At 70.0% G+C, this 23052-nt stretch carries 19 protein-coding genes; 7 read left to right on the top strand and 12 right to left on the bottom strand.

The features are described from left to right. Nucleotides 1-12: 12 nt before the first annotated feature. The 5 genes from ACFVT1_RS14925 to ACFVT1_RS14905 all read right to left on the bottom strand — a co-directional run bounded on the left by ACFVT1_RS14925 (nucleotide 13) and on the right by ACFVT1_RS14905 (nucleotide 6121). On the bottom strand, nucleotides 13-738 hold the full coding sequence (locus ACFVT1_RS14925; RefSeq protein WP_389795214.1) for a polysaccharide deacetylase family protein: 726 nt from the start codon (nucleotides 736-738) through the stop codon (nucleotides 13-15). Then, on the bottom strand, nucleotides 735-1844 hold the full coding sequence (locus ACFVT1_RS14920) for a Gfo/Idh/MocA family protein (protein ID WP_389795212.1): 1110 nt from the start codon (nucleotides 1842-1844) through the stop codon (nucleotides 735-737). Before ACFVT1_RS14920 ends, ACFVT1_RS14925 begins: the two co-directional genes overlap by 4 nt. 97 nt (nucleotides 1845-1941) lie before the next feature. After that, nucleotides 1942-3576 (bottom strand): FAD-dependent oxidoreductase, encoded by a 1635-nt coding sequence (locus ACFVT1_RS14915; protein WP_389795211.1) that lies wholly within the window; start codon nucleotides 3574-3576, stop codon nucleotides 1942-1944. A gap of 14 nt (nucleotides 3577-3590) precedes the next feature. After that, nucleotides 3591-4763, bottom strand: a complete 1173-nt coding sequence (locus ACFVT1_RS14910; protein ID WP_389795209.1) for a LacI family DNA-binding transcriptional regulator — start codon at nucleotides 4761-4763, stop codon at nucleotides 3591-3593. A 287-nt stretch (nucleotides 4764-5050) separates the two neighbouring features. Next, entirely contained in the window at nucleotides 5051-6121 is a 1071-nt protein-coding gene (locus ACFVT1_RS14905; RefSeq protein WP_389795207.1) for a LacI family DNA-binding transcriptional regulator, read from the bottom strand. A gap of 619 nt (nucleotides 6122-6740) precedes the next feature. Between ACFVT1_RS14905 and ACFVT1_RS14900 the strand changes: the two genes are divergently transcribed. The 3 genes from ACFVT1_RS14900 (at nucleotide 6741) to ACFVT1_RS14890 (ending at nucleotide 9769) form a co-directional block, all read left to right on the top strand. Continuing rightward, nucleotides 6741-7820, top strand: coding sequence for a tyrosine-type recombinase/integrase (locus tag ACFVT1_RS14900; RefSeq protein ID WP_389795205.1), 1080 nt, complete (start codon nucleotides 6741-6743; stop codon nucleotides 7818-7820). Beyond that, nucleotides 7817-8149, top strand: coding sequence for a helix-turn-helix transcriptional regulator (locus ACFVT1_RS14895; RefSeq protein ID WP_358856455.1), 333 nt, complete (start codon nucleotides 7817-7819; stop codon nucleotides 8147-8149). Before ACFVT1_RS14900 ends, ACFVT1_RS14895 begins: the two co-directional genes overlap by 4 nt. A 708-nt stretch (nucleotides 8150-8857) precedes the next feature. Beyond that, a complete protein-coding gene (locus ACFVT1_RS14890) occupies nucleotides 8858-9769 on the top strand; it encodes a hypothetical protein (protein WP_389795203.1) in 912 nt (303 codons plus the stop codon). A 60-nt stretch (nucleotides 9770-9829) separates the two neighbouring features. Here ACFVT1_RS14890 and ACFVT1_RS14885 read toward each other — a convergent pair whose 3' ends face one another. After that, entirely contained in the window at nucleotides 9830-10729 is a 900-nt protein-coding gene (locus ACFVT1_RS14885) for a helix-turn-helix domain-containing GNAT family N-acetyltransferase (RefSeq protein WP_358856453.1), read from the bottom strand. A gap of 751 nt (nucleotides 10730-11480) precedes the next feature. Between ACFVT1_RS14885 and ACFVT1_RS14880 the strand changes: the two genes are divergently transcribed. After that, nucleotides 11481-12782, top strand: a complete 1302-nt coding sequence (locus tag ACFVT1_RS14880; protein ID WP_389795201.1) for a hypothetical protein — start codon at nucleotides 11481-11483, stop codon at nucleotides 12780-12782. Between the two features lie 87 nt (nucleotides 12783-12869). Here ACFVT1_RS14880 and ACFVT1_RS14875 read toward each other — a convergent pair whose 3' ends face one another. Next, nucleotides 12870-13517 (bottom strand): TetR/AcrR family transcriptional regulator, encoded by a 648-nt coding sequence (locus ACFVT1_RS14875; protein WP_389795200.1) that lies wholly within the window; start codon nucleotides 13515-13517, stop codon nucleotides 12870-12872. 151 nt (nucleotides 13518-13668) lie between these two features. On the opposite strand from ACFVT1_RS14875, the gene ACFVT1_RS14870 reads away from it, so the two are divergent. Next, on the top strand, nucleotides 13669-14427 hold the full coding sequence (locus ACFVT1_RS14870; protein ID WP_389795198.1) for an SDR family NAD(P)-dependent oxidoreductase: 759 nt from the start codon (nucleotides 13669-13671) through the stop codon (nucleotides 14425-14427). Nucleotides 14428-14798: 371 nt separating this feature from the next. On the opposite strand, the gene ACFVT1_RS14865 is transcribed toward ACFVT1_RS14870, so the two are convergent. Then, nucleotides 14799-15755, bottom strand: a complete 957-nt coding sequence (locus ACFVT1_RS14865; RefSeq protein ID WP_389795196.1) for a PmoA family protein — start codon at nucleotides 15753-15755, stop codon at nucleotides 14799-14801. A 563-nt stretch (nucleotides 15756-16318) separates the two neighbouring features. Between ACFVT1_RS14865 and ACFVT1_RS14860 the strand changes: the two genes are divergently transcribed. Continuing rightward, nucleotides 16319-16753, top strand: coding sequence for a VOC family protein (locus ACFVT1_RS14860; protein WP_389795194.1), 435 nt, complete (start codon nucleotides 16319-16321; stop codon nucleotides 16751-16753). An 89-nt stretch (nucleotides 16754-16842) separates the two neighbouring features. On the opposite strand, the gene ACFVT1_RS14855 is transcribed toward ACFVT1_RS14860, so the two are convergent. From ACFVT1_RS14855 to ACFVT1_RS14840, 4 genes are all read right to left on the bottom strand, one after another. Beyond that, the gene (locus ACFVT1_RS14855) at nucleotides 16843-18147 is read right to left on the bottom strand and encodes an alpha/beta hydrolase family protein (protein ID WP_389795192.1); all 1305 of its coding nucleotides are present in this window, start codon (nucleotides 18145-18147) and stop codon (nucleotides 16843-16845) included. Nucleotides 18148-18584: 437 nt separating this feature from the next. After that, a complete protein-coding gene (locus tag ACFVT1_RS14850; RefSeq protein ID WP_389795190.1) occupies nucleotides 18585-19802 on the bottom strand; it encodes a cytochrome P450 in 1218 nt (405 codons plus the stop codon). 268 nt (nucleotides 19803-20070) lie between these two features. Further along, the gene (locus ACFVT1_RS14845; RefSeq protein ID WP_389795188.1) at nucleotides 20071-21237 is read right to left on the bottom strand and encodes an acyltransferase family protein; all 1167 of its coding nucleotides are present in this window, start codon (nucleotides 21235-21237) and stop codon (nucleotides 20071-20073) included. Between the two features lie 777 nt (nucleotides 21238-22014). Beyond that, nucleotides 22015-22206 (bottom strand): DUF6381 family protein, encoded by a 192-nt coding sequence (locus ACFVT1_RS14840; protein WP_362198436.1) that lies wholly within the window; start codon nucleotides 22204-22206, stop codon nucleotides 22015-22017. Between the two features lie 132 nt (nucleotides 22207-22338). Here ACFVT1_RS14840 and ACFVT1_RS14835 point away from each other — a divergent pair, with 132 nt between their 5' ends. Beyond that, nucleotides 22339-23031 carry a ribonuclease H gene (locus ACFVT1_RS14835; protein WP_389795186.1) on the top strand — a complete coding sequence of 231 codons (693 nt, stop codon included), beginning with the start codon at nucleotides 22339-22341 and terminating at the stop codon, nucleotides 23029-23031. Nucleotides 23032-23052: the final 21 nt, after the last annotated feature.

Genomic DNA, 23052 nt, shown 5'->3' with positions numbered 1-23052 from the left:
CGGGGTGGTGGTTCACGGGAGCTCGTCGAAGCCCACGCAGGGCAGTGACATCCCGTCGGCCAGGGCCAGGAGTTTCTCCAGGCGGGCCGGGGTCACATGGTTGGCCTCGTGGGCGTCGGCGACGCTGTGGGCGTAGAGCGTGGTGACGCCGCCTGCATCGGCGGTCCGGCGCAGGGCCGCCTCCACGCCGGCCAGATCGTCCCCGTACGCGACGGTCCCGCGCCCGGAGTCCACCGAGCACCCCAGCAGGACCCGCCGGGCGGGGATGTCGGCCGCCGGGACGTGCAGTTCGGCGGCGAGGGACGGATCGGCGCGGCGGTCGGCGGACACACCGCCGCGCAGCCGCTCGAAGAGCGCGAGGAGCAGCCGGTCGGTGCTCTCGTCACGGGCACTGCACGGATAGGCGAAGCTCCGGGCAGGGAAGCCGAGGCGGCGCAGCGACTCCAGGGCGGGCACCACCTCCCGGTCGAGGTAGGCGCCCGCGCCGTGCGCGGCGATGAACTCGGGCGCCCGCTCGTGCCGCAGACCGTGGCAGCCGATGGTGTGGCCGTCGTCCGCGAGCTGGCGCAGCAACCGCACGTCGTCCCGGTCGAGCCGGTCGGGCTCGCAGACGAAGAAGGTGACACGGGCGTCGTGGAGCGTGAACAGCGGTGCCGCGGCGGCCCACTCGCGCACATGCCGGTCGTCGAAGGTGAGCAGCAGGGCGCGGTCGACACGGTGGTCCCCGCGGTCTGTCATCGCCCCGGCTCCTCGGGCGCCCAGCCGGGCACGGAGCCGTGCAGTGCCGTGTAGAACGGGTCGCCCGGCCCGATCTCACCGGCCAGGACCGGGCGGCCGGTGAGGGCCGCCTTGTACATCGAGGTGATCAGCTCCAGGGAACGGCGGCCGTCCCCGGCGCTCGCCCTGGGCCGCTGGCCCGCCCGCATGTCGGCCAGGAGCGAACGCAGCTGCGCGCTGTGCGAGCTGCGGACGTCCTCGGCGGGAGAGGCCCAGCCGGCCGCCCGGCCGGGTTCTACCCCCGGCGCCGGGGTGTAGGTCCAGTCGCCGTTGCCGTACCCGTACAGATGGTTGAGCTCGATCGTGGCGTCCCGCAGGTCGATCCGCAGATGGCTCAGCTGACGCGGTGAAAGGGCGCTGTTGACCACGGTGGCGAGGGCGCCCGAGGTGAAGCGGACGGTGGCGGTGGTGACATCGTCGGTCTCGACATCGCGGGCCAGCCGGCCCGCCATGGCCCGGATCTCCGCCCAGTCCCCGAGCAGCTCCAGCAGCAGATCGATCTGGTGGATGCCGAGCCCCATGGCGGGGCCCGCGCCCTCGGTGGCCCACTTCCCGCGCCACGGGACCGCGTAGTAGGCGTCGTCGCGGTACCAGGTGGTCTGGCAGTGGGCGACCAGCGGCGCACCCAGTTCGCCGGCGGCGATGAGGGCCTTGGCGTGCTCGGCACCCGATCCGAACCGGTGCTGGAAGACGATCGGGGCGTACGGTCCCCCCTCGCGCTCGGCCGCGGTCATGGCGTCGTACTCGGCGAGACTCAGCGCGGGCGGCTTCTCGCACCACACCCAGGCCCCGGCCCCGAGGGCGGCGACGACCTGTTCGCGGTGGGCGACGGGCGGCGAGGCGATGACGGCGAGGTCGGGGCGGACCTCGCTCAGGGACGCGGCGAGATCGGTGGAGTGGTGGGGGAGTTCGAAGTCGGTGGCGAAGGAGCGGGCCGCGGTGGCATCGGCGTCGACGGCGCCGGCCACCGAGAAGTCCGAGGGGAGTTCGAGGAACGCGGGCATATGGACGGCGCGGGCGATGTTGCCCGCGCCGACGAACAGGACACGGTAGGGAGTCGCAGTCACAGGGGGCCGTCCAGGCTGAGGGCGTGAGCCGCCGAGGTTGGTAAGCGTTTTCCAGCAGGTCGGGGAAGTGCCCTTCCCGAAGGAAGGGCAGTGGGTCTCAGAGGGTGGCGTAGAGCGCCCCGGCACTGGTCACGGGTCCGGTGCGGAGCCGGTCCGGCCAGTCGAGGGCGAGGCCGAGCGAATCGCTCAACCGGCGCTGGAAGGAGGCGAGCCGGTGCTCGGTCCCGCGGACCGCGCGGGGCGGCAGCCGGTGCTCCAGGCAGTACGACACCAGCGAGCCGACGGCCTCGCCGATGCTCCACTGGCCCGCGTGCTCGCCGAGCGCGGGCGCACTGAGATGCGTCGCGCCGATGTTGCGCCCGGCCGGGAGCAGGTTCTCCACCCGTACCGGCAGCAGTGCCCCCAGCGGCAGCTGGAACGGCAGGCACTCCAGATCCAGGCCCGCGCCGCCACCGCTGCCCGGGTGCAGGGTGATCCGGGAACGCAGGGTGCCCACGCTGTCCGTGAAGGTCTCGGCGCCCGGCGTCCCGGCCCGTGCGGCAACGGTCAGATGGTGCTCCAGCAGGGTGAACTCGGCCCGGATGCGCCGTGATTCGCGTACATGCGGTGTCTTGGCGAACCCGTCGGCGGTGCCGGTCGCATCCGGCCGCAGGCGCAGCTCGGGGTAGCCGTGCCCGCCGTCGTGCCGGGGCGCCCGCGTCTGCATCCAGTAGAGGAACGACAGCGCCTGCTCGCGGGCCTCCTGCTCGGCACGGGCGCGTACCTCGTCCCCGCGCCCGGCGAGCGGCAGCCGTGTGTAGGCCGTCTGCTCCCAGTTGACGAGGGTGATGTCGCTGTCGAAGGTGCCGGGCAGGTACCGGCTCCGGGCGAGCGCCCGCAGCTGGTGCCAGCGGTCGTTGGGCGGTGCGGCCCACGGCGGGACCTCGTCCGGCTCGTGCAGGAAGAGCGGCACGGAGCGGGCGTGGGCGCCGCCCGGTTCCCTGGTGTCCCAGGAGAAGGCGTCGGACCACCGGTCGTAGCCGGCCGGCCGGTCGACCGTGTGGTCCTCGCCCGGTCGGTGGTCCAGCGCGAAGACCCAGGAGACCGGCTGCTGGTCCAGCGGATCGGCGACGGCGGCCGCGTGCGGTTCGCTGGTCTCCTCGCGGGACTCGGCGCCGGTGACGTGTTCGACACCCGCGAGGTCGAGCAGCTCGCCCAGGTCCGTCGCGTCGACGACGTACGGAGCGCTGACCGTCAGCAGCTCGCCGTCCGCGGCCTCCAGGGTGACCGCGGCGATCCGGTCCCCGTCCGCCTGGGCCGCCACCGGGCGGTGGCGGAGCAGCAGGGTGAGCCGGCCCGAGGCGAGATGCGGGGTGAGCAGCTCCTGGACGACGGCGAGCGCGGCGCGCGGCTCGTGGCTGAGGTGGCCGGTGGTACTGAGGCCGGGGTCGAGCAGCGGGTCGGAGAACGGCTGCGGGCACAGCGGGTAGTTGCGCCGGTAGAAGTCGCGTATCCGTTCGCGCAGATCGCGGTATCCGGGGGAGACGGGGTCCAGTTCGATGCGGTGGCCGTCGGCGAGCGGGACCGCCTGGGCGGTGAACAGGCCACCGGGCCAGTCGGTCGCCTCGGTGAGCACGACGCGGTGTCCGAACCGGGCAGCGGTCAGCGCGGCGGCGAGACCACCGAGACCGGCACCGACCACCAGGACGTCGGTCCCGAGTTCGCGGGTACGGGGTGCGGGGGCGGCGAACACAGGAGTCTCCTCCCTCAGGGCCGGCGGGCGGCGACGGTACGGAGCCGGACCGGCACGGACTCGCGCGTCCTGATCCGGACGGGGAGCACGATCTGCTCGGCGCTGCGGTACGGGTCCTCGCCCGCCGTGCGCTCCGCGATCCGGGTGACCAGTTGCTCGACCGCCCGGCTGCCGATCTCCCTGGCGGGCAGCCGGGCGGCGAAGCTGGTGAGCGGCAGCAGATCGTAGGGGCCCACGTCGTCCATGCCGGCCAGGACGATCTCGTCGGGCACGGCGATGCCGAGCGAGGCCAGATCGGAGGCGGCGGTGGCGACGGCGAAGCCATGCGCGCACAACAGGGCGGTCGGCGGCTCGGGCGCGGCGAGGAGCTCGGACAGCAGCTGCCGGCGGTCGCTCTCGGACAGCCCCGTGTAGGAGCGCAACGCCGTCAACTGGGGGAGCAGGGGCTGGCCATGAGCGCGCAGCGCCTGCTTGTGCCCGGTCATCCGGTCGTGGACGCTGGTGCACTGCGTCTCGCCCCAGAGCGTCGCTATGCGCTCGTGGCCGTCGGCCAGCAGGTGCTCGGTGAGCCGGTAGCCGGCGCTGTAGTTGTCGGCGGTGACCGCGTCGATGGCGAGGCCGGGGAAATACCGGTCGACCAGGACCATGGGGAGGTGCAGGCGCCGGATCTCGTCCAGCACATCGAGGTCGGGTGCCCCCTGGACGGGGTAGAGGATGATCCCGTCGACCCGGTCCTCGACGGCCTGGCGCAGCGCCTGGTCCTGACGGGCCACGGACGCAGCGTGGTCGGCGTGCCCCGTTTCCGTCATGTGGATCACGGAGTCGGAGAAGAACAGCCGCAGTCCACGGTCCGAACAGCCGGACTCGACCCCGCGCAGCACCTCGGACTGGTACGGGCCCTGGCCGCTGATGATGCAGGCGACCACACCGGACCTGTTGCCCGGGGAAGGTTCCGCGGTACGGTCCGAGGGATCGGCGACGAAGGTACCCAGACCACGGCGCCGCACCAACAACCCTTCCGCGACGAGGTCGTTGAGCGCCCGGACAGCGGTGGTGGAACTGACGCCGAAACGCTCGCGCAGCTGGTTCTGGGTGATGAACGGAGCGCTGGTCTCGTACTCGTCACGTGCCACTTCGGCCCGCAACTCGTCCTTGATTCGCTGGTACTTGGGTCCGGACGTACCCATCCAGCCACCACCCTCTCGGATTTGACGCGTCAATCGGCGTTGATCTCAGTGTGGTGGTGGTTAACGCATCATTTCAAGAGGGTTGCAGCGAAACAATCGGCAATTAGTGCGTCAAGTGGGCGGCTTGTGGCTTCAACGCGTCAATCCAGCGACTCGGACCGGGATCCCGGCCGGCCCCGGGGAGGCGGGGCGCGGGGCGGGCGGTGACGGACGCGGTGCCGGCGCCGCTCCTCGGCTCACGGGACGGCGTCCGGCCGGGGAGGCGGGCGCGGGAGCCGGTGCCGTCCTCAGCCGGTCGTACGGGGCGGCGGCGCCGTGCTGGCCCGCACGACCAGGCGCGACGGCACGGCGAGCGTGCGCGGCGAAGCCGTCGCGTCGCCGAGGGCCAGCAGCAGCGCGCGGCGTCCGATCTCTTCGAGCGGCAGCCGTACGGTGGTCAACGCGGGTGTGACGTCGCACGCCACCGGCAGGTCGTCGAAGCCGACGACGGAGACATCGGCGGGCACGCTCCGCCCGAGGTCGTCACGGAGTGCCGCGAGCGCCCCGAGAGCCATGGCGTCGTTGAGCGCGAAGAGCGCGGTGATGCCGGGGGAGCCGCGGAACAGCCGCACCGCCGCGGCCCGTCCGCCGTCCCGGGTGAAGTCGGCCTCGACACGGTGGCGTTCCTGCACGGAGATGCCCAGCTCCGCCGCCCGCTCCAGGAAACCGTGCAGCCGGTCCTGGACGGATACCAGCGCCAGCGGTCCGCAGATCACGCCGATCTCCGTGTGTCCCAGCAGGGCGAGGTGCTCGGCGACCGCCCGGCCGCCCTCGCGGTTTCCCGGCATGATCGTGTCCACCGGCAGGTCCTGGTGCGCGACCGCGGTCACCCGGCCGCCCTGCGCCGCGAAGGCCTCCAGCTCCTGGGTGAGGGCGGGGCTGCCGCCGGTGAAACCCGATCCGGCGAGAACGACGGCGCGGGCCCGCTGCGCCCGCAGCCGTGCCACGTACTCCGCCTGGAGCCCCGGCTCGTGGAAGGTGCCGGCCAGCATCACGAGGAGCTTGTGGTCGCGGGCGACCTCCATGACCCCGGCCGCGATCGCGGAGTAGTAGGCGTCGTTCACGTCGTGCACGATCAGGCCGACGATGGACGTCGTGGACTGCACCAGCGCGCGGGCCGGCGCGTTGGAGACGTAGCGGAGCCGGGCGGCCGCCTCCAGGACGCGCTCCTGCAGCTCCCGGGTGACGTTGCGGTCGCTGTCGCTGAGGACGCGCGACGCCGTGGCGAGAGAGACCCCGGCGTCCTGCGCGACCTGCTGGAGCGTCACGGCGGACGGTGGGCGGGGACGGGCGGAACGTCGATTGACCTGGCTCTGCATAGGGCTACGATAGCTGCACTGAAAGCGTTTTCCCATTGCGTACGCAAGAGGATCCGGCCCCGTCGGCGCTGTCGTGCCGCCGCCGGGTCGGCCCGCGCTCCACCGGCCCGGCCCGGTGCGGTGGGCGGCATCGCGGCCGGGCGGCGGTGGGCGGCATCGTCGCGGAAGACTACCGCTGCCCGGTCCCCGGAGTGAGCCGGATGCCGAGCCCCGCCGCCTGCGGAGCGAGCAGGCGGCCCGCAGGCGAAGTGCGACACCGGGCAGCCGAACGGGACGAGCGGTTCGGCGAACCTCCGGGCGGTGGACCCCCGGCCCGGCATGAGGACCCGCGCCCCGGACAGCAGCCGCAGCCGTGCGACGGACTGCGAACCACACGGGCCCGGACCCGGGACCGCGCAGCGGGGCGCGGCCGGAATCGTCGAGCGGCAGCTCCAGGTACAGGCCGAGTGTGCGACATCCCGTGAGTTCCCCTGAGCCCGGCTGAGCCCCCAACCCCGTGGCCAGGAGGTTCCTTCTCCTTCGGGTGCTCTGCGGCTCTATGACGTAACTTCGGGATTCTTGAAGCGTTCTCATTTCGTCCGGCCGATCCACAGTCGGAACGAAGGTGAGGAGGCTCGGGTTGGCGGGGCTGGCGGTCGTACGGGACCTGCGTGAGCACTGGGCGCCCGCGTCGGCGGAGGAGCTGGAGCGGTTCGAGACTGACGTGCTGTCCGGGTTCGTTCTCGCGCGGGCATCGGCGGGTCTGGCGGATGGCACGATCCGCGGGGACGTCGGGCACCTGGAGCAGGTCAGGACCTGGTTCGGCCGACCGCTGTGGGACATGGAGCCGGCCGACGCCGACGCGTACTTCGGGAAGGTGCTGCGGAACTCACCCAGCGGCACCCGGCTGGCCCGGTCGCAGGCCCTGACGACGTACTTCCTGTTCCTGGAGCTGCGGCACAAGGTCGAACTCCACCGGATGACCGGCCGGGTGGTCGAGTGCCCGATCGACGAGATGAACCGGCCGCGCGGAGCCAAGGACGCCCAGCTGCGGATCCCGTCGACCGGGCCGGAGGTCGGGATGCTGTTCACCGGCTGGGGCGGCGAGCTGGCCACCTGCCGCAAGTTCGCCCCTGCTGCCAGGAAGTACACCGTCTCCAAGCTGATGTCCCAGGTCGGCCTGCGGGTCAGTGAGGCGTGCAAGCTCGACCTGACGGACATCAAGTGGGACCTGGGGCGCTTCGGCAAGCTCCATGTCCGCCACGGCAAGGGCGCCCGCGGGTCGGGCCCGCGTGAGCGGATGGTGCCGCTGATCAACGGCGCTGACCGCACGCTGCGGTGGTTCATCGAGGACGTGTGGGGCCAGTTCGACGACGACCACACCCGCCCCGGCGCCCCGCTGTTTCCCTCCGAGCGCAAGAACGCCGACGGCTCCTCGCGCCGGGTGGGCGACGACGCCCTGCGCGGCGGGCTCAAGGACGCGGCCAAGGCACATCTGCCGGGGTGGGGCGAGAAGCTGACGCCGCATGTCCTGCGGCATTTTTGTGCGTCCCAACTCTATGAGAACGGGCTGAACTTGCTCGCAATTCAGGAGGTTTTGGGACATTCCTGGATCGCCACGGCGATGCGATATGTCCACGTCCAGCAGGCCCGGGTCGAGGACGCCTGGGTCGCCGGGACCGAGCGGGCCGCGAAGCGGCTGGAAGGGCTGATCCGATGAGGTGGAACCTGCGGCTGACCGCCGCGAACAAGGGTATCTGGAAGGCGTCCGAACTCCAACGAAGCCTGGCCGAGCACGGGTTGGTGATCTCAGCGGGGAAGATGTCCGGACTGTGGTCCGGCCAGCCGGTCTCGCTCAAGCTGGAGGACCTGGACGTCATCTGCGTGGTCCTTGGCTGCGAGATCGGTGACCTGCTCATCCCCGAGCCGGAGAAGGTCCGCCGCCCGGGGCAGGCGGAGGGGACGGAGCGAGCCGCGGCTGGCGCGGGGACCGGCGCACGAGCGGTGGTCCCCAAGCGCCGGGACGGCCGGTCGCTGCCGCCGGAGTAAGCCGGTGGCACGGTTCCCGAAGGGCTACGTCAAGCCCACCGACTCCTGCGGAAGCTGCCTGGCCTGGGGAAACTTCAGCGGCCGCCTCTGCCCCGCCTGCTACATGTTCGGTCGCAGTCACGATGCGGCCGCATGCACCGGCTGCCGCCGAATCCAGCCGTTGAAGTGGGACTGCTGCCGCCTATGCTGGTGCCAGGCCCGCCTCAACGCGAGGGCCGTCACCGGCCAGCCGGCGGACGAGACGGACGTGCGGGATCGGCTCGCCGCCGTCCGGCACCACCAGCTGTTCTTCATGGGCCTGCACTACCGCAGAAGACCGACACCCTCGGCACGGCGGCGCGGAGGACGGCGGGGAGCCCCGCGCAAGCCGCCCCCCGCCCCGACCTGGCGCCCGGATCCCGGCTGGCGGCAGTTGCCGCTGTTCGAGCAGATCCCCCGTGACTACAGCCGACTCGCCCTCGCTGACTCCGACCTCGCCAGCCCCTGGCTGGCCTGGGCGAAGTACCTCGCCCACCGGCTCGCCGAGGCCCGAGGCTGGGGACGCGGCATCCGCTTCGCCGTCAACCGCGGCCTGGCCATCGTCCGCACCGGCTACGTCGACGGCGACGTCATCCGGCACACGGCGACGTCATCCGGCACACGGAGATCTTCACCCCACTGCGGGCCCTGGACCTGCCGGTCGGCCACACCATCACGGTCCTGGAGGAGATGGGGATCTTCGAAGACGACAGCGAACCCTCCTTCGAACACTGGCTCGTCGAGAGGCTGGAGGGTCTCGCACCCGGCATCCGCTCGGAGACCGAGCGCTGGACCCGTGTCCTGCGCGACGGCGGTCCGCGCAGCCTCCCGCGACGGGAGGGCACCGTCTGGCTCTACCTCAACCGGGCCCGTCCGGCCTTGATGGAATGGTCGAACCGCTACGACCACCTGCGGGAAGTGACCCGCGACGACGTCCTCGCCTACATCAAGACACTGCACGGCCGCCAGCGACACGACCAACTCGTCGCCCTGCGCTCGCTGTTCACTTGGGCCAAGCGGAACGGACTGATTTTCCGCAACCCCACGAGCCGGATCAAGGTGGGGCAATACGAGTACGCCGTGCTGCAACCGCTCATCCCCGAGCAGGTCGACCGGTCCGTCGCGGCGGCCACCACCCCGGCGACGCGGCTCATCCTCGCCCTCGCAGCGGTCCACGCCGCCCGAGTTGCCCAGATCGCCACCCTCATGCTCGACGATGTCGACCTCGGCAACCGCCGGCTGACCATCGCCGGCCGCGTCCGCCCGCTGGACGACCTCACCCTGAAGCTGCTGCTGGACTGGCTGGAGCACCGGCGCCGCCGGTGGCCGAACACCGCGAACCTCCACCTGCTGATCAACAACCAGACCGCCAACACGACCGGCAGGGCCAGCAACCACTGGATCAGCACCGCGATGCGCGGCCAGGAAGCGACCCTGGAGCGACTCCGAGTCGACCGCCAGCTCGAAGAGGCCATGGTCAAAGGCCCCGACCCACTCCACCTCGCGGAGGTCTTCGGGCTCGACGAGAAGACCGCGATGCGCTACGCGGACTCCGCGCGGGCCCTGCTGGAGCAGGCCGCCGAGGCCGGTCCCGTGTCTTGACGCAGACCCACGGGGCCTTCCCCAGAATCAGGGCAGCGGACCTGAAGTTCGTCGGAACCCTCACTCCGACGATACTGTGGTGATCCGCTTCTCGAACCAATGATGGGCATACGGTTCGTCGTTGAAGGCGGTGACCTCCTGGAAGCCATAGGAGTAGTACAGGCCGATCGCGCGGCTGAGAGCCTTGTTGGTGTCCAGGCGCAGTACGTCAAAGCCGTGCCGGGCGGCCCGCGCCTCCAGCTCGGCCAAGAACCGGCGGCCGAGGCCGAGGCCCCGGGTGTGAGGCGCAACCCACATGCGCTTGACCTCGGCCGGGGCACCGGGCGGCAGCTTCAGACCCGCGCAGCCGACGGGCTCGCCGTGCAGCCGGGCAACCAAGAACAGCCCGTGCGGCGGCCGGAGTTCGCCCGCGTCGGGCAGCAGGCTCCGCGCGGGGTCGAAACCGGCCTCGAAGCGCTCCTGCAGCTCGGTGAAGTAGGACCGCAAACAGTGCTGGGCGTCGGGGTGGTCCGGGTCGACACAGTCCAGCGCGACCGTCGCGGCGGTCAGCAAGCGGTCAACCTCGGCCATGGCGGCGACCAGTCGGGCGCGCTGGGCGGTGTTGAGCGGCTCCAGGAGGGAGCCGGCCAGCTCGTCGCTGCGGCGATCGAGCGCGACGCGCTCCGCACGGCCCGCGTCGGTGAGCCGGACGGTACGCACCCGTCTGTCCCGGGGCCGCGGCTCCACCGTCACCAGGCCGGCGGCCTCCAGGGAGCGCAATAGCCGGCTGACGTAACCGGAGTCGAGCCCGAGGCGCTCGCGCAACCGCCGTACGTCCTGGCCCTGCTCGCCGATCTCCCACAGCAGCCGCGCCTCACCGACGGGCCGGCCGCGGCCCAGGTAGTGGCCGTGAAGCACGCCCACGCGTTCGGTGACGGTGCGGTTGAACCGCCGTACCTGATCGATCTGTGTCCCATCCACTCTCTGACTCTAGTCAGAGAACCTCGCGCGCGACCAGAGGCAGTGCGCGACAGCACGCACCATCGGCTATCCGGCCACGGCCACAGCCCTCAGGATCGTTCAGCATCCTCGTGTTCACTCGAACCCACGGATGCGGCGGCCTGAAGCACACTGGCGGACCCGTGGGTTCGCGCTGAAGAAGCTTCGGTTTCCCTGAACCCACGGGGCTCGCCGGCCGCGGGGAACATCGGTACAGCGGTTGGCGCTGAGATTGATCATGGTCGGCCAGCACACCGGCTGGGGCTCCGCTGGGGTTCGCGGAAAGATCGCCGCGCGGCTGCCGGGGCTGGCTACGGTCCGCTCGTGCCGGTGGAGTTTCTGACTGATGAGTTCTTTCCGCTGTTCATTTCTGTCTCATGGAGCCTGTGGTTCAGTCTCAGCGACATGTGGCGCATGAGGCAGTTGGGCTGACGGCAGTGCACCGTGGCCCCGGGAGGGATCAGGGTGGAGCTCGCCTTCAGCCCGACGCGCCGCCGGCGAGGAGGCGCCGATCAACCTGGCCGCCCGGCGGCCAACACGGGTCCGCCTGACACCCGAGGGATGAGCAGTGACACCGGAGGAATACGAAAGGTGGCACGTCCAGACCTGCGCACGCTGCGGCCGGCGGGCGGCGAAGTCCGCCGAGTGGTCAGACGGTCCGATCTGCCGGACCTGCTACGAACGCGCGATGCGCGGCCGCGGCTGCTGCCCCGGCTGCCGAACCGACCGGCTGTTGCCAGGCAGAAACGACGCTGGTGCACCGGTCTGCCGCGACTGCGCGGGCATCGTCCGCGACTTCTTCTGCACCCGCTGCGGCTTCGAAGGGCCCTTGCTCGGCGGGCGCCTATGCGAACGCTGCACTCTCGCCGACACCCTCGGCCGACTCCTCGATGACGGCACCGGCCACGTCACCCCTTCACTGCAACCGCTGGTCACTGCCCTGCTGGAGATGGACCGGCCCAAGAGCCGCCTGATCCGGCTCCGCAACCCCAACGTCGTCCGCCTCCTGCGGGACCTGGCCACCGGCACCATCCCGCTCACCCACGACGGGCTGCACCAGGAAACACCCTGGCGAACTGTCGTTCACCTGCGTGACCTGCTGATGGACAGCGACGTCCTGCCGCGCGTCGACCGGCAGCTCATGCTCTATCAGCGTTGGCTGACTGAACGGCTCGCCGTCATCGAGGACCCCGAACACCGTCGTCATCTTCAGCACTTCGCCGTCTGGCACCAGATGCGGCGCCTGCGGAGCAATGCGGAGAAAGGGCCGTTGGGACGTTCCCAGACCAACCAGACGAAACAGGAGATCACCCAGGCCAGCGCCTTCCTCACCTGGCTTGCCGACCGAGGCCGCACCATCGAACACTGCCGGCAGGCCGACCTCGACGCCTGGCACACGCAGAAGCTGGCCACCCGGCGCCCAGCTCAGACGTTCCTGCGCTGGTGCATGAAGACGAGCCGGATGTCCCGCCTCACCCTGCCACCCCAGATCATCAACCAGGACCAAGCGCCGCTGCACCAGCATCGCCGACTCGCCATTCTCCGGCGGGCACTCAACGACGACTCCCTGCCCCTGCGGGCCCGAGTCGCCGCCGCGCTCGTTCTCCTCTACGCGCAACCCGTCACCCGCATCGTCCGCCTTAGGGTCGACGACGTCCTCGACGACGGGGCCACCGTCGCCGTCCGGTTGGGAGATCCGCCATCCCCGCTCCCGGAGCCCGTCGCTGACCTCATGCGGGCCTACATCCAGTCCCGCCAGCACCTGCCCTACGCCAGCAGCAGAAGCTCACAGTGGCTCTTCCCCGGCCGCCGGCCCGGACAGCCGATGAACCCGGGCAGCCTCCAAGACCACCTGCGGGAGATCGGCGTCCCGCCGCAACGCGGCAGGACCTCCGCGATCCGCCAACTCGTGCTCCAGGCACCGGCTCCCGTCATCGCCAAGGCGCTCGGCTACCACGACAAGACAGTCACCCGCCTGGTCACCGAAGCCGGAGGAACCTGGAGCCGGTACGCCCCCGGAGACCACACACGGTGACATCCGTCCCGCCTCGTCGAGGAATACGCAACACCTCAACATGCGCGCCTACCAGTCCGAGGGCCAACTACTCACACCCCGGAGCCCTCAGGGCTGCTGCCGGTCGTTGGCGCTACGGCCGTAGCGGGCGAGCATCGTCGTGACCGCCTCGTCGACGGCGTGGCCGACGTCGGCAGGTGCGGGACTCCAGTCGGCGAGCAGCATCCGCGGCCACAGGACGTAGTTGGCGATCATTCCGAGGAACTGGTTGGTGGCGCTCTCCGCGTCCGGTACCACCGCAGTGCCCGCGGCGTGCTGGGCCTCCAGGTAGTCCTGGACGGAGATGAAGTAGGGCAGCTTGCCCAGCTCGAACTGAGCCCGTCCCAGTTCCGGGAAGCGCGGCAGTTCGGCGATGACGATACGGAAGAGGGCCGCCATCGCCGGCCGGCCGATCAGGTCGGCGTACTGGCGGCCGATCGCGCTCAGGCCGGTGCGCAGGTCACCGGGCTGCGTCGCGGGCGCCGCCGGGTCCGGCCCGTCCTTCCAGTACTCGGTGACGATGGCCTCGAAGAGCGCCGCCTTGGTGGGGAACTGCTTGAACAGCGTGGACTTCGAGACGACCGCTTCCTGCGCGATCTTCGCCAGCGAGGTCCCGTCATAGCCCCGCTCCAGGAACAGCTTCGTGGCCGCGGCGGTGATCGCCTCGCGCTTGCGCCGAGCGAGTCGTTGATGGTGCGCGGAGAGTCCTGCGGTCATGTGGACAGTATGACTCATCACGAGGCGAGTCACTTGACTCGCCACCGTGCGGATGTTTACGTGGCCAGGGAGGCGAGTCGCACGACTCGCATTCGGCAGGCGGGAGCACTCCCCCGTCGGCGTCGTTCCGTTCCCGCAGGGAGAAGCACTCATGGAATCAGGCAAGATCGCATTGGTGACCGGCGGCAATCGCGGGCTGGGCCGGGCCACGGCCCAGGCGCTGGCCCGGCACGGGCTGCGCGTCATCGTCACCTACCGCGGCGACGCACAGGAGGCCGAGGAGACGGTCAGGAACATCCAGGAAACCGGCGCCGCGGCTGCCGCGCTGCGGCTGGACATCAGCGATGTGGCCTCCCTTCCTGTTTTCGTCTCCCACCTGGCTACGCAACTGGAGTGCTGGGACGCGACCCGGCTGGATGTCCTGGTCAACAATGCCGGGATCGGGCTGTTCGGACCGTTGGAAGCGGTCACGGTCGACGACTTCGACGCGGTGATGGACACCAACGTGCGCGGCACGTTCTTCCTCACCCAGGCGCTTGCGCCCGTGCTGGCCGACGGGGGGCGGATCATCAACGTCTCCTCCTCCCTCAGCCGCCACACCAGTGCCGGCACCTCGGTCTACTCGGCCTCCAAGGCTGCGGTCGAGGTCCTCAGCCGAACCTTGGCCGTGGAGCTGGGGGCGCGCAAGATCCGCGTCAACGCCATCGCGCCGGGGCCGACAGCCACCGACTTCAACGGCGGCGCCATGCGGGACGACGCGCAGATGCGCGAGGGCCTGGGCGCGCAGACCGCGCTCGGCCGCGTCGGCGAACCGCAGGAGATCGGCGACGCCATCGCCGCGCTCGCCTCCGACGACCTGCGCTGGGTCACCGCCCAGCGACTCGAGGTGTCCGGCGGCGCCCTGTTGTAGGGCCCCCGCCCACGCCGTGTGCCCCGCCCCTTACCTGGCAGAACCGGGAGATGCATCAGACGTGGTCCGCCCCGCGGGCCCGGCGGGCGGCATAGCGGGCTTCGTCGTCGCCGCTCTCGCCATCCAGTACGCGGTGGTCTGCTCGCAGAGACCGGGCAGACGACTGAAAACGAGCGCGGGAAGCTCGGCGGCCAGATCTATGAGCGAGGCGTTCCTGGTGGGCCGGGGTCGGATCCCCGCACGGACGGTTCCCTCCGGGCGACCACACACGGTGACGTTCGTCCCGCCTCGTCCCGCCTCGTCGAGGAATACGCGACACCTCAACATGCGGGCTTACCAGTCCCAGGGCCGGAGGCCGTCCGTGCCCCCGTTCACCACGGGTGCGCCGCGAGGTACTCGGCGATCCGCTCCCGGTCCCAGGCCCCGTCCGCGACGGTGATCCGGTAGCGCCGGGCCAGGGTGTCACCCGGGGCGAGCTCCAGTTCGTCGTAGAAGGCGAAGGAGGGGGCGACGGCCGCGAAGGGCTCATTGCGGACGAACCAGTGAGCCGGATGGGTGCCGCCCTCCCCGGTGTGATCGTTCTCCGGGGCGTGCTGGAAGATCAGCGTGGCGTGCCCGTCGGCGCCGTCGTGCTCACCGCCGTAGGCGAGCCAGGGTGCCTGCGTTCCCATCAGCCCGGGGCCCGCGCCGTCCGGCCCGAGGATCTGCCCGCCCCGGAAGGCGCGTGGTCCGCGCCAGAAGAGACCGGTGTAGCCCGCTGCCTCCCGGCCGTGTGTCGTGGGGCTGCCGAAGCGCAGTGGCCCGGTGCGCCGATTGGTGATCGCGCTCGACCAGGTCAGCGTCCAGCTGCCGCCGGCGCTCGCCGTGTCGGGGCCAGAAGCGGCGTGCTCCACGTCGTGGAGCACGATGCGCCGCAGCTCGTCCGCCCAGTGTGTGCCGTCGTGGTGGCGCCAGCTCAGCCGCTCCGTGATCACCGCTCGTCCGGCCTCCGCCGCCACCTGGTCGAAGCCGATGTGCGCCATCGATCCGACGCGTTCGGGCAGCGGCCGGTAGTCCTGGCCGTGCACATAGGTGTTGCCTCCCCACAGGTTCTGCCCGGAGAGATGGGAGGCCGTCATCTGGAGGCCCTTGTGCCAGCGGTGGTCGTTGGGCCGATAGTCGCTGACAACGTTATCGGCCAGCGTGCGCAGGGGATGGACGTAGGGCTTCGGGGCCTCCCACGCCGCTTCCGGGCGGTAGACGTAGCTGATCAGCTCGATGCCGCCCCGCTCCTCCGTGATCGTGATCCGGTCTCCGTGGGCGTGCGTGGTGCGCAGTGGACCGCTCATGTCCCCAGTCTCCCGAGTGCGTCTGGAAAGCGCTTACCGAAACGTAGGGCCTACGCTGGGCGACCGTCAACAAGAGGGCGAACGGACCGATGTCCCACGCGCACACCCGCCGCGCGCTCTCCACCCGCGAAACCCGCGAAATCCCCGGTGCGAACCACTCCTGGGGGCCAAGCCGAAGGTGGCCAGGGCGGCCAAGGGTCCGGCGGGGTTGCGGGCGTGGTGGCAGAAGCCGTCGGCGATGCTTGTGCGGCCGGTGGGCCGGGGGCCGACGGCCCGGTTCTGACGGCGGTCATGGCTCGGGGTGGGGTGCGGTTCCGGCCCTCAGTCGGGAGGCGCCTTCTCCGTAGGTGTGGACCCGGGTCGGCAGGCTGCCGTCGGGAAACGCGGCGAGAGCCGTGGCCGCGGTCCGGTCCGGAACGACGGGCAACCCCTTGGAGGCATCGACATCGGTTCACCCCCTGCGACCGCACGACGCAGGAGGGGTCGGCAGAGGCCGCCCTCCCGGCAACATGCGCATCCATACCGGGAGATGAGCGACGGAGTCCTCCTGCTACGGTGCGCCGATGTCATCGATCAAGCAGCTCCAAGTCACCTTCGACTGCGCAGAACCTGAGCGCGTCGCTCGTTTCTGGAGCGAGGTGTTGGGGTACGTCGTACCTCCTCCACCGGAGGGCTTCACCACTTGGGACGATTTCAATCGCTCGCTGCCGCCTGAGGACCAGGGTTCATGGTCCGTCTGCAAGGATCCCTCGGGCGTGGGCCCGCGCATGTACTTCCAGCGTGTTCCCGAGGGCAAGGCCGCCAAGAACCGGGTGCATCTCGACGTGCGGGACGGCACCGGGCTCGTGGGTGAAGAGCGCCTCGCCGTACTCGAGGCCGAGTGCGCACGCCTGGTCGCGCTCGGCGCGGTGCGTGTGCAGCTGCTGCGTGCCGATGGCGTCAACGAGTTCTGCATCGCGATGCAGGACATCGAGGGCAACGAGTTCTGTCTCGACTGAGCGTCCTCCGGGACGGCGAGGTGGGGAGCCGACTCCCTTGGACCTCTCTTCAAGGTGGCCCTGTAGGGGGCGGGAGTGAGAACTCCTGACTACGGCATCAGCAGGCCCCAGAACAGTGCCCAGGGAGCGAACACCGCGCTGGTGAGACCCAGCAGCCCGAGGCGGGCGCGGGTCCGGCCCGTTACCGAAGACCGGGCCTGCCACCAGCCCATTCCTGTGGCCGCGGCCGCCGGCACCACCCCGACCGCGAGGAGTTGCAGGCCAAGCCAGAACACCGGGCGGCCACCGAGGACCGGGCCGGTGGTCAGCGTCATCGTCACAAATCCGAAGTAGCCCAGGAAGCCGAGCACGGTGGCGAGTCCTGTCGCGGCCAGCCATCGCGGTGCCCGGCCCGCACCGGGAGCACAGGGGCGCCCGCGCAGTCGCCGTGCCAGTTCCACCAGCAGGTATGCGGCGAACGAGGCGGCCATGAACAAGAAGACTGCGGCCTGCACCCCGGATGCCTCATATCCGGGGAGCGGGGCCAGAGCATGGCTCTGCCGGGCCTGGCGCGGCAGGACGTCGTTGGTCCGGTGGCCTTGTCCTGCTACCCAGGACGCCATGGTCTCGACGTAGCCGGGTACGAGTTGCTCGCCCCGTCCGAAGCCGTCGGCTGAGGCGTGCAGCTTGTGATCCGCGCGCGGGAAGAATCGGAGGGTCACGTCGGTATTGCCGCCGTCGCGCAGTGCCGTCTCGATGGCACCGGCGCTCTCCGCGGGAGGTGACTGCTGGTCGTTGCCCCACATGGCGAGCACGGGCTGGCGCAGCCGCCGCAGTGTCGGCAGCGGGTCGTAGTCCGCCTCGGGGAACAGACCGGCGTCCCTGAGGAGACGCGTACCGGTGACCGGTACGGTCCGCAGCAGTGATCCCGAAGTACCTTCATACCGGAGCTTGTTGTCCAGGTACCACGCTTGCTGCCGGGCCGGGGGCACTCCGGACGCACCGACCAGCACCACGTAGGAGACCTGCGCCGAGCGCGAGGCGGCCAGCGGAGCGACCCAGCCGCCCTCGCTGAATCCCCAGAGCCCGATCTTGCCGGGGTCCACATCGGCGCGCCCGGCCAGCACCCGGACACCTGCCAGGGCATCGTCGGCGAGTTGGGCGTAGGACCGCTGGGTGAGCGAATAGCCCGCGGTGCGTTTGTCGTAGCTGAGCACCACGAATCCGGCGCGCGCCATCGCCTGGGCCTCGGCCTGGTATTTCGCCCGTGTCTCCGGGCCTGCGCCGTGCACCAGCACGATCCCGGGCCGTCGTCCGGTCGGCCCGGTGGGCACCGTCACCGTGCCGCGCAGCGTTACGTCCCCACTGCGGAATTCCACGCCCTGCTCGCTGCCCTGTCCGGCCGGCTTCGCCATGGCCGTCCCGCATGTCCCCACAAGGGCGGCCAGCGCCGCAACCAGACAGATGACCCGTCGCGCCCGCATACCGCTCCCCGGTCTCAAGGATCCCCTGTCCGAAGACTTCGGGCAGGCCCTCGTCGATTTTGCTTCCATGGGCGGCGGCGTCCCATCCGGCAGGCCCGCCAGCTGGGAAGGGGGCCAGCACCACCCGCCACCTGAGGGAAGCTGCAGGTCGCCCGATGCGGCTCGCGTGGCGTTGCGGCACGCCGGACCGGTGCGTGTCCGGGTCGCCCCGCGACAGGTGCGCATCGGTCCGGCATGGCCGCACCGGCCGCACGCGAGCGCGCGGACCAGCGCCTCGCCGCGCGCCCGCGGCGGCCGGGACACCATCGGTTCCGGAGCGTCCACGTGCCGGGCCCGCATCGCACCGACGCGCCGGCCCGGCTCGGGCGTCACCAGACGACCGGCATGCTCCGCAGGCCGTAGACGATGTCGTTGCGCTTGAACTCGGACTGCGCCAACGGCATCGCCAGCCGAAGCCCCGGCATGCGGCGCAGCAGCGTGGTCAGCGCGACCTGTAGCTCGATCCGGGCCAGCTGCTGGCCGATGCACTGGTGCGCGCCGAAGCCCAATGCCAGGTGTGTGCGGGCCTGTCGGCCGAGATCGACGGTGTCGGGGGCCGGGAACACGCTCTCGTCCCGGTTGCCGGAGGGGATCGCGGCGACCAGCCACTCTCCTGCCTTCACCGCGGTGCCGCCGACGGTGACGTCCTCGGTGGCGTACCGGAACAGCCCGAACTGGATCACCGACAGATAGCGCAGCAGCTCTTCCACGGCGGTGCCGACCGTGTCCGGCGCGGCCTGCAACGCGGCCATCCGAGCCGGATCCTCCAACAGCACCAACGTGCTCAGGGCGATCATGTTGGCGGTCGTCTCGTGACCGGCGACCAGCAGCAGCACGCCGAGCGTGGCCAACTCCTCGACGGCCAGCGGCCGGTCGGTCTCGTTGCCGCGGGCGATCAGCCGGCTCAGCAGGTCGTCCTGCGGCTCGGTGAGCCGTTGCCCGATCAGCTCACCGAGGTAGCCCTCCAGCCGCCGGCCGGCCGCGTCGCGGGCGGCCTCGTCCGCCTCGAAGCCCATCAGCAGCTCGCTGTCGCGCTGGAACACCTCGTGGTCCTCGTAGGGCACGCCGAGCATCTCGCAGATCACCAGCGACGGGATCGGCAACGCGAAGTCCTGCACCAAGTCGGCGCTCGGCCCGGCGAGCATCGCGTCGATGTGCTCGTCGGCGATCATCTGGATGTACGGCCGCAGTGCCTCCATCCGCCGTACGGTGAACTCGCCGATCAGCAGCCGCCGCAGCCGCGCGTGCTCCGCGCCGTCCAACTGGATCATCGATCCCGGCAACGGGTCGCGCAGGTCGTAGGACGGCAGCATGTGCATCGAACCTGCGCCGCGGGAGCTCAGCCGCGGATCTGTGAGCACGTCCCGGATGTCTTCGTACCGGCTGACCAGCCACGCGTTCATCCCGGCCGGGCAGCGCACCGGCGACACGGGTCGGTCGGCGCGCAGCCGGGTGTAGGTCTCGTCGGGGTCGAAGGGGCAGGAATCCGGCCGGGTGACCGGAAATTCGGGGACTTCGGTACCGGAGGCAAGGCCGGTGTTCGCCATGGGGGACATCTCCAGGCCGGCGGGAGAGACGCGCGTCGCACCAATGAGTCACAACACGGAAATCAACAATCTGAATCTCATGCGTGAGATCAAATAGGCTTGTTGACGGCGATGTCCGCTCCACGGAATCGTTGGAACCACTGTCGATGGTCACGTCGATCAGTCAAGCTGATTGTGTCGATGCACTGGATCACCTTGTGCAATTCAACCTCGATCTTCGATGAGGGTCGGTCGGGTTGCTTGCGGCAGCGTGCGGAGTGGCGGAACGTCACTGTCTTTCCACCATGTCAGGGACCGCGATCGGCCTCCCCTGCTTTCTGGTCGGGCGGCTGAAGCGTCGAACCGAGGGACGTTCGACCGTCATGTAGAGGGCCGCCGCGAGAGCGATGCTGATCGCGACGGTAAGCAGAATATGGATCAGCCTCGTCGACGGGGAGGCGGTCACTGCTTCGCCCGTGGCGTGCAGCGCATCGATCGGGCCGTACTGGATGACGAGGTAGTGCACGAGATAGAGGGCGAACGAGATCTCTCCCAGCCACACCATGATTCGGCCGCTGAAAGGCGTGCGTGCAGCGCGGATGTCGGCGCCGGCGCCTGCTGCGATCACCAGGGCGAGTGCAAACGCGGTCGGCCCCGCGCAGAGACGGAATATGCCGGGCAGGTAGGACTGGATCACCACACAAGTGATCGCCAGGAGAAACGTCGGTGCCATGCCCAGGCGGATCCATTTCCCTGTGATCACGATTCGTGCCATCAGGATGCCGAGAACGAATTCGAGCATCCTGGTGAAGGGCAGGCTGTACGCGAACCAGGACTGCAACTCCGGAACCGTCGGGTCCCATGACGTGGCCGGCTGGGCCGGCAGGAGCAGAGCGGCGAACGGAACAGCGACGATCGCCGTGGCAACGACCACCACCCACGACCACAACCGTGGTGGGCGGATACGCTCGATGTGGCGGATCAGCCAAGGAAACGCGAAGTAGAACACCATCTCGCAGCCGAGGGTCCAACTCGGCACGTTGATACCGGTCAACCCGCCGAGGGCGTCAAAGTTGGGAATCCAGGGCTCGATCAGCAACAGCGGCGGAATCGTGTTTATCACCATGATCGGCACGCCGGCGGCGAACATCAGAACCAAGGTGGCCGCAAAGGTCGTCACATGGTTGGGAAATATCTTCACCAGACGTCGACGCCAGAACAGCATCGCGGTGTCGTCCGGGTCGGCGACCCAGGTGAGAATGAATCCGCTGAGCACGAAGAAGAAAGCAACTCCGACCGGTCCGAGGGTTGTGAGCAGATACGGCAGGCCGGGATGCATTGTTCCTGTGATCTGACCGGCCATGTGAGAGACCAGCACGGCGAAGGCCGCGATGAACCGCATACCGGTCAATGACGGCAGACGGCTCGAACGGGCGGGCGGTTCCAGCGTCTGCATGACCGTTCCCCTTCGGCGCCGAATCGACCACGAGCGCCTTGCAGTACACCTTGGGTGCGGACTTGGCGGCGATATGGTGCAGGACCATCGGGTGAGGAGAAATGATGGATATCCGGCGAGCCGTGAGCAATAACCAGGCCGCCATCACTCGTGCACGGGTGCGGCAAGGGTGTGGAATCGATCCGGACGGCAACGGGAAAGTTGATGTTCCTCGTCGACTGCCGGCGGTTCTCACTGTCCGCCCGCTTTGAAAGGCTCAACAAAATCCGCGACGCGTATCGGCGACGAAAAGCGATTCTCCTGCTGCGCCCCAAAAGGGGAGTTCCACTCCAACTGATGGTGTCGGCGCGGAAATTCCAGGACCACTATTGACGATCCAGCTGGCACGGTCAAGCTGATTATTTCGATTTACCGAATCGCATGATGCGATCCAGTGGACCGGACACGGTGACCGGCAAGGCCGCTATTGATCCGGAACCATGTGGTTGCCTGCGTGATCGCGCAGCGGAGACGGCGGGGCGGGCATGGGTGTGCTGGACTTGATCGGGTCATGTCGGGCCGTTCACCGGGCGGCGTGCAGGTGGATTCGGTGGTTCCTGGACAGCCCATGGGCGCAGGATGGTGGCTCGGCCGGCGTCGAGAGGGCCGCGCGGGAGCGGGGCCGGCTTCAAGTCGCGACAGAACGCAGCGAAGCGGCCGACGGCGTTGCCACTCACTCATGGAAGAGCGGCAGGACGTCGGCCGTTCGCGTGAGACAGGTACTACGTGAGGCCGGTACTACTTGGGCGGACGGGTGTTCCCGCTGCCCATGTTGCCCTGCTGCTCGATCTGCTCCTGCAGCTTCCGGGCCTTGTCCTGGAGCCGCTGGCGCTGCTCAGGGTCGGTGGTGCGCTCTGCGGCCTCGTTCATCTGCCGGGCCTTGTCGCGCAGCTGCTGCGCACGGTCACCGGATTCACGTGCAACGCTCATCATCGCTCCTTGTGCGGTTGGGAAGAGCGGGCTCCATCAGAGAACCAGCGCCGCCGGTTCACCGCACCTCGAATCGTCACTGAGCGTCACGGTGTGCCGTGGGGGTGGTGCGGCGCTGGCATGATCGGGGGCATGAACGAAAGCATCATCGCCGCGTGTGACGGGGCATCGAAGGGCAATCCGGGGCCTGCGGCCTGGGCATGGGTCGTGGCCGACGCGCAGGGGCGACCGGAGCGCTGGGAGGCGGGGCCGCTCGGGTCCGCCACCAACAACGTCGCCGAACTCACGGCGCTGCAGGAGCTGTTGGAGTCCACGGACCCGGCCGTGCCGATCGAGGTGCGGATGGATTCGCAGTACGCGATGAACGCGGTGACGAAGTGGCTGCCGGGGTGGAAGCGCAACGGCTGGAAGACATCGGCCGGAAAGCCGGTGGCCAACCGCGACCTGGTGACCCGCATCGACGCGCTGCTGACGGGCCGGGCCGTGAACTTCGTCTACGTCCCCGCCCACCAGGTGGACGGGGACCCGCTCAACGCCCTCGCCGATCAGGCGGCGAGTGAGGCGGCGGTGGCGCAGCGACCGGCCGGCACCGCCCACGGTTCGCAGCTGCGGACGCCCGCTCCCGCGCGGGCCACGGAGGGCCGGAGCAAGAGCGCTTCGCCGAAGAAGGCGGCGGGAGTGGCGCGCCCGGCGCGCTCCGGCGCCACGATCCGGGCCAGGTTCGCCGGTCGCTGCCCCTGCGGAAAGCCGTATGCGGCACAGGAGATGATCGCCAAGACCCCGAACGGCTGGGGCCACCCGGAGTGCCGCACCGCGTCCGCCTGAGGCGCTGCTCCGTCGGGCCCG

Source organism: Streptomyces sp. NPDC057963, from assembly GCF_042887155.1.
Classification (GTDB): Bacteria; Actinomycetota; Actinomycetes; order Streptomycetales; family Streptomycetaceae; genus Streptomyces.
The sequence above is the reverse complement of the archived record's forward strand: the minus strand, read 5'-3'. Positions and strand labels throughout refer to the sequence as shown.

Excerpts from the sequence above, each read along its gene's own strand:
- ACFVT1_RS14895 (WP_358856455.1), top strand. The coding sequence starts at position 7,817 with ATGAGGTGGAACCTGCGGCTGACCGCCGCGAACAAGGGTATCTGGAAG.
- ACFVT1_RS14925 (WP_389795214.1), bottom strand. The coding sequence starts at position 738 with ATGACAGACCGCGGGGACCACCGTGTCGACCGCGCCCTGCTGCTCACC.
- ACFVT1_RS14890 (WP_389795203.1), top strand. The coding sequence starts at position 8,858 with ATGGGGATCTTCGAAGACGACAGCGAACCCTCCTTCGAACACTGGCTC.
- ACFVT1_RS14850 (WP_389795190.1), bottom strand. The coding sequence starts at position 19,802 with ATGGCGAACACCGGCCTTGCCTCCGGTACCGAAGTCCCCGAATTTCCG.
- ACFVT1_RS14840 (WP_362198436.1), bottom strand. The coding sequence starts at position 22,206 with ATGAGCGTTGCACGTGAATCCGGTGACCGTGCGCAGCAGCTGCGCGAC.
- ACFVT1_RS14865 (WP_389795196.1), bottom strand. The coding sequence starts at position 15,755 with ATGAGCGGTCCACTGCGCACCACGCACGCCCACGGAGACCGGATCACG.
- ACFVT1_RS14860 (WP_389795194.1), top strand. The coding sequence starts at position 16,319 with ATGTCATCGATCAAGCAGCTCCAAGTCACCTTCGACTGCGCAGAACCT.
- ACFVT1_RS14835 (WP_389795186.1), top strand. The coding sequence starts at position 22,339 with ATGAACGAAAGCATCATCGCCGCGTGTGACGGGGCATCGAAGGGCAAT.
- ACFVT1_RS14875 (WP_389795200.1), bottom strand. The coding sequence starts at position 13,517 with ATGACCGCAGGACTCTCCGCGCACCATCAACGACTCGCTCGGCGCAAG.
- ACFVT1_RS14905 (WP_389795207.1), bottom strand. The coding sequence starts at position 6,121 with ATGCAGAGCCAGGTCAATCGACGTTCCGCCCGTCCCCGCCCACCGTCC.
- ACFVT1_RS14870 (WP_389795198.1), top strand. The coding sequence starts at position 13,669 with ATGGAATCAGGCAAGATCGCATTGGTGACCGGCGGCAATCGCGGGCTG.
- ACFVT1_RS14845 (WP_389795188.1), bottom strand. The coding sequence starts at position 21,237 with ATGCAGACGCTGGAACCGCCCGCCCGTTCGAGCCGTCTGCCGTCATTG.
- ACFVT1_RS14855 (WP_389795192.1), bottom strand. The coding sequence starts at position 18,147 with ATGGCGAAGCCGGCCGGACAGGGCAGCGAGCAGGGCGTGGAATTCCGC.
- ACFVT1_RS14910 (WP_389795209.1), bottom strand. The coding sequence starts at position 4,763 with ATGGGTACGTCCGGACCCAAGTACCAGCGAATCAAGGACGAGTTGCGG.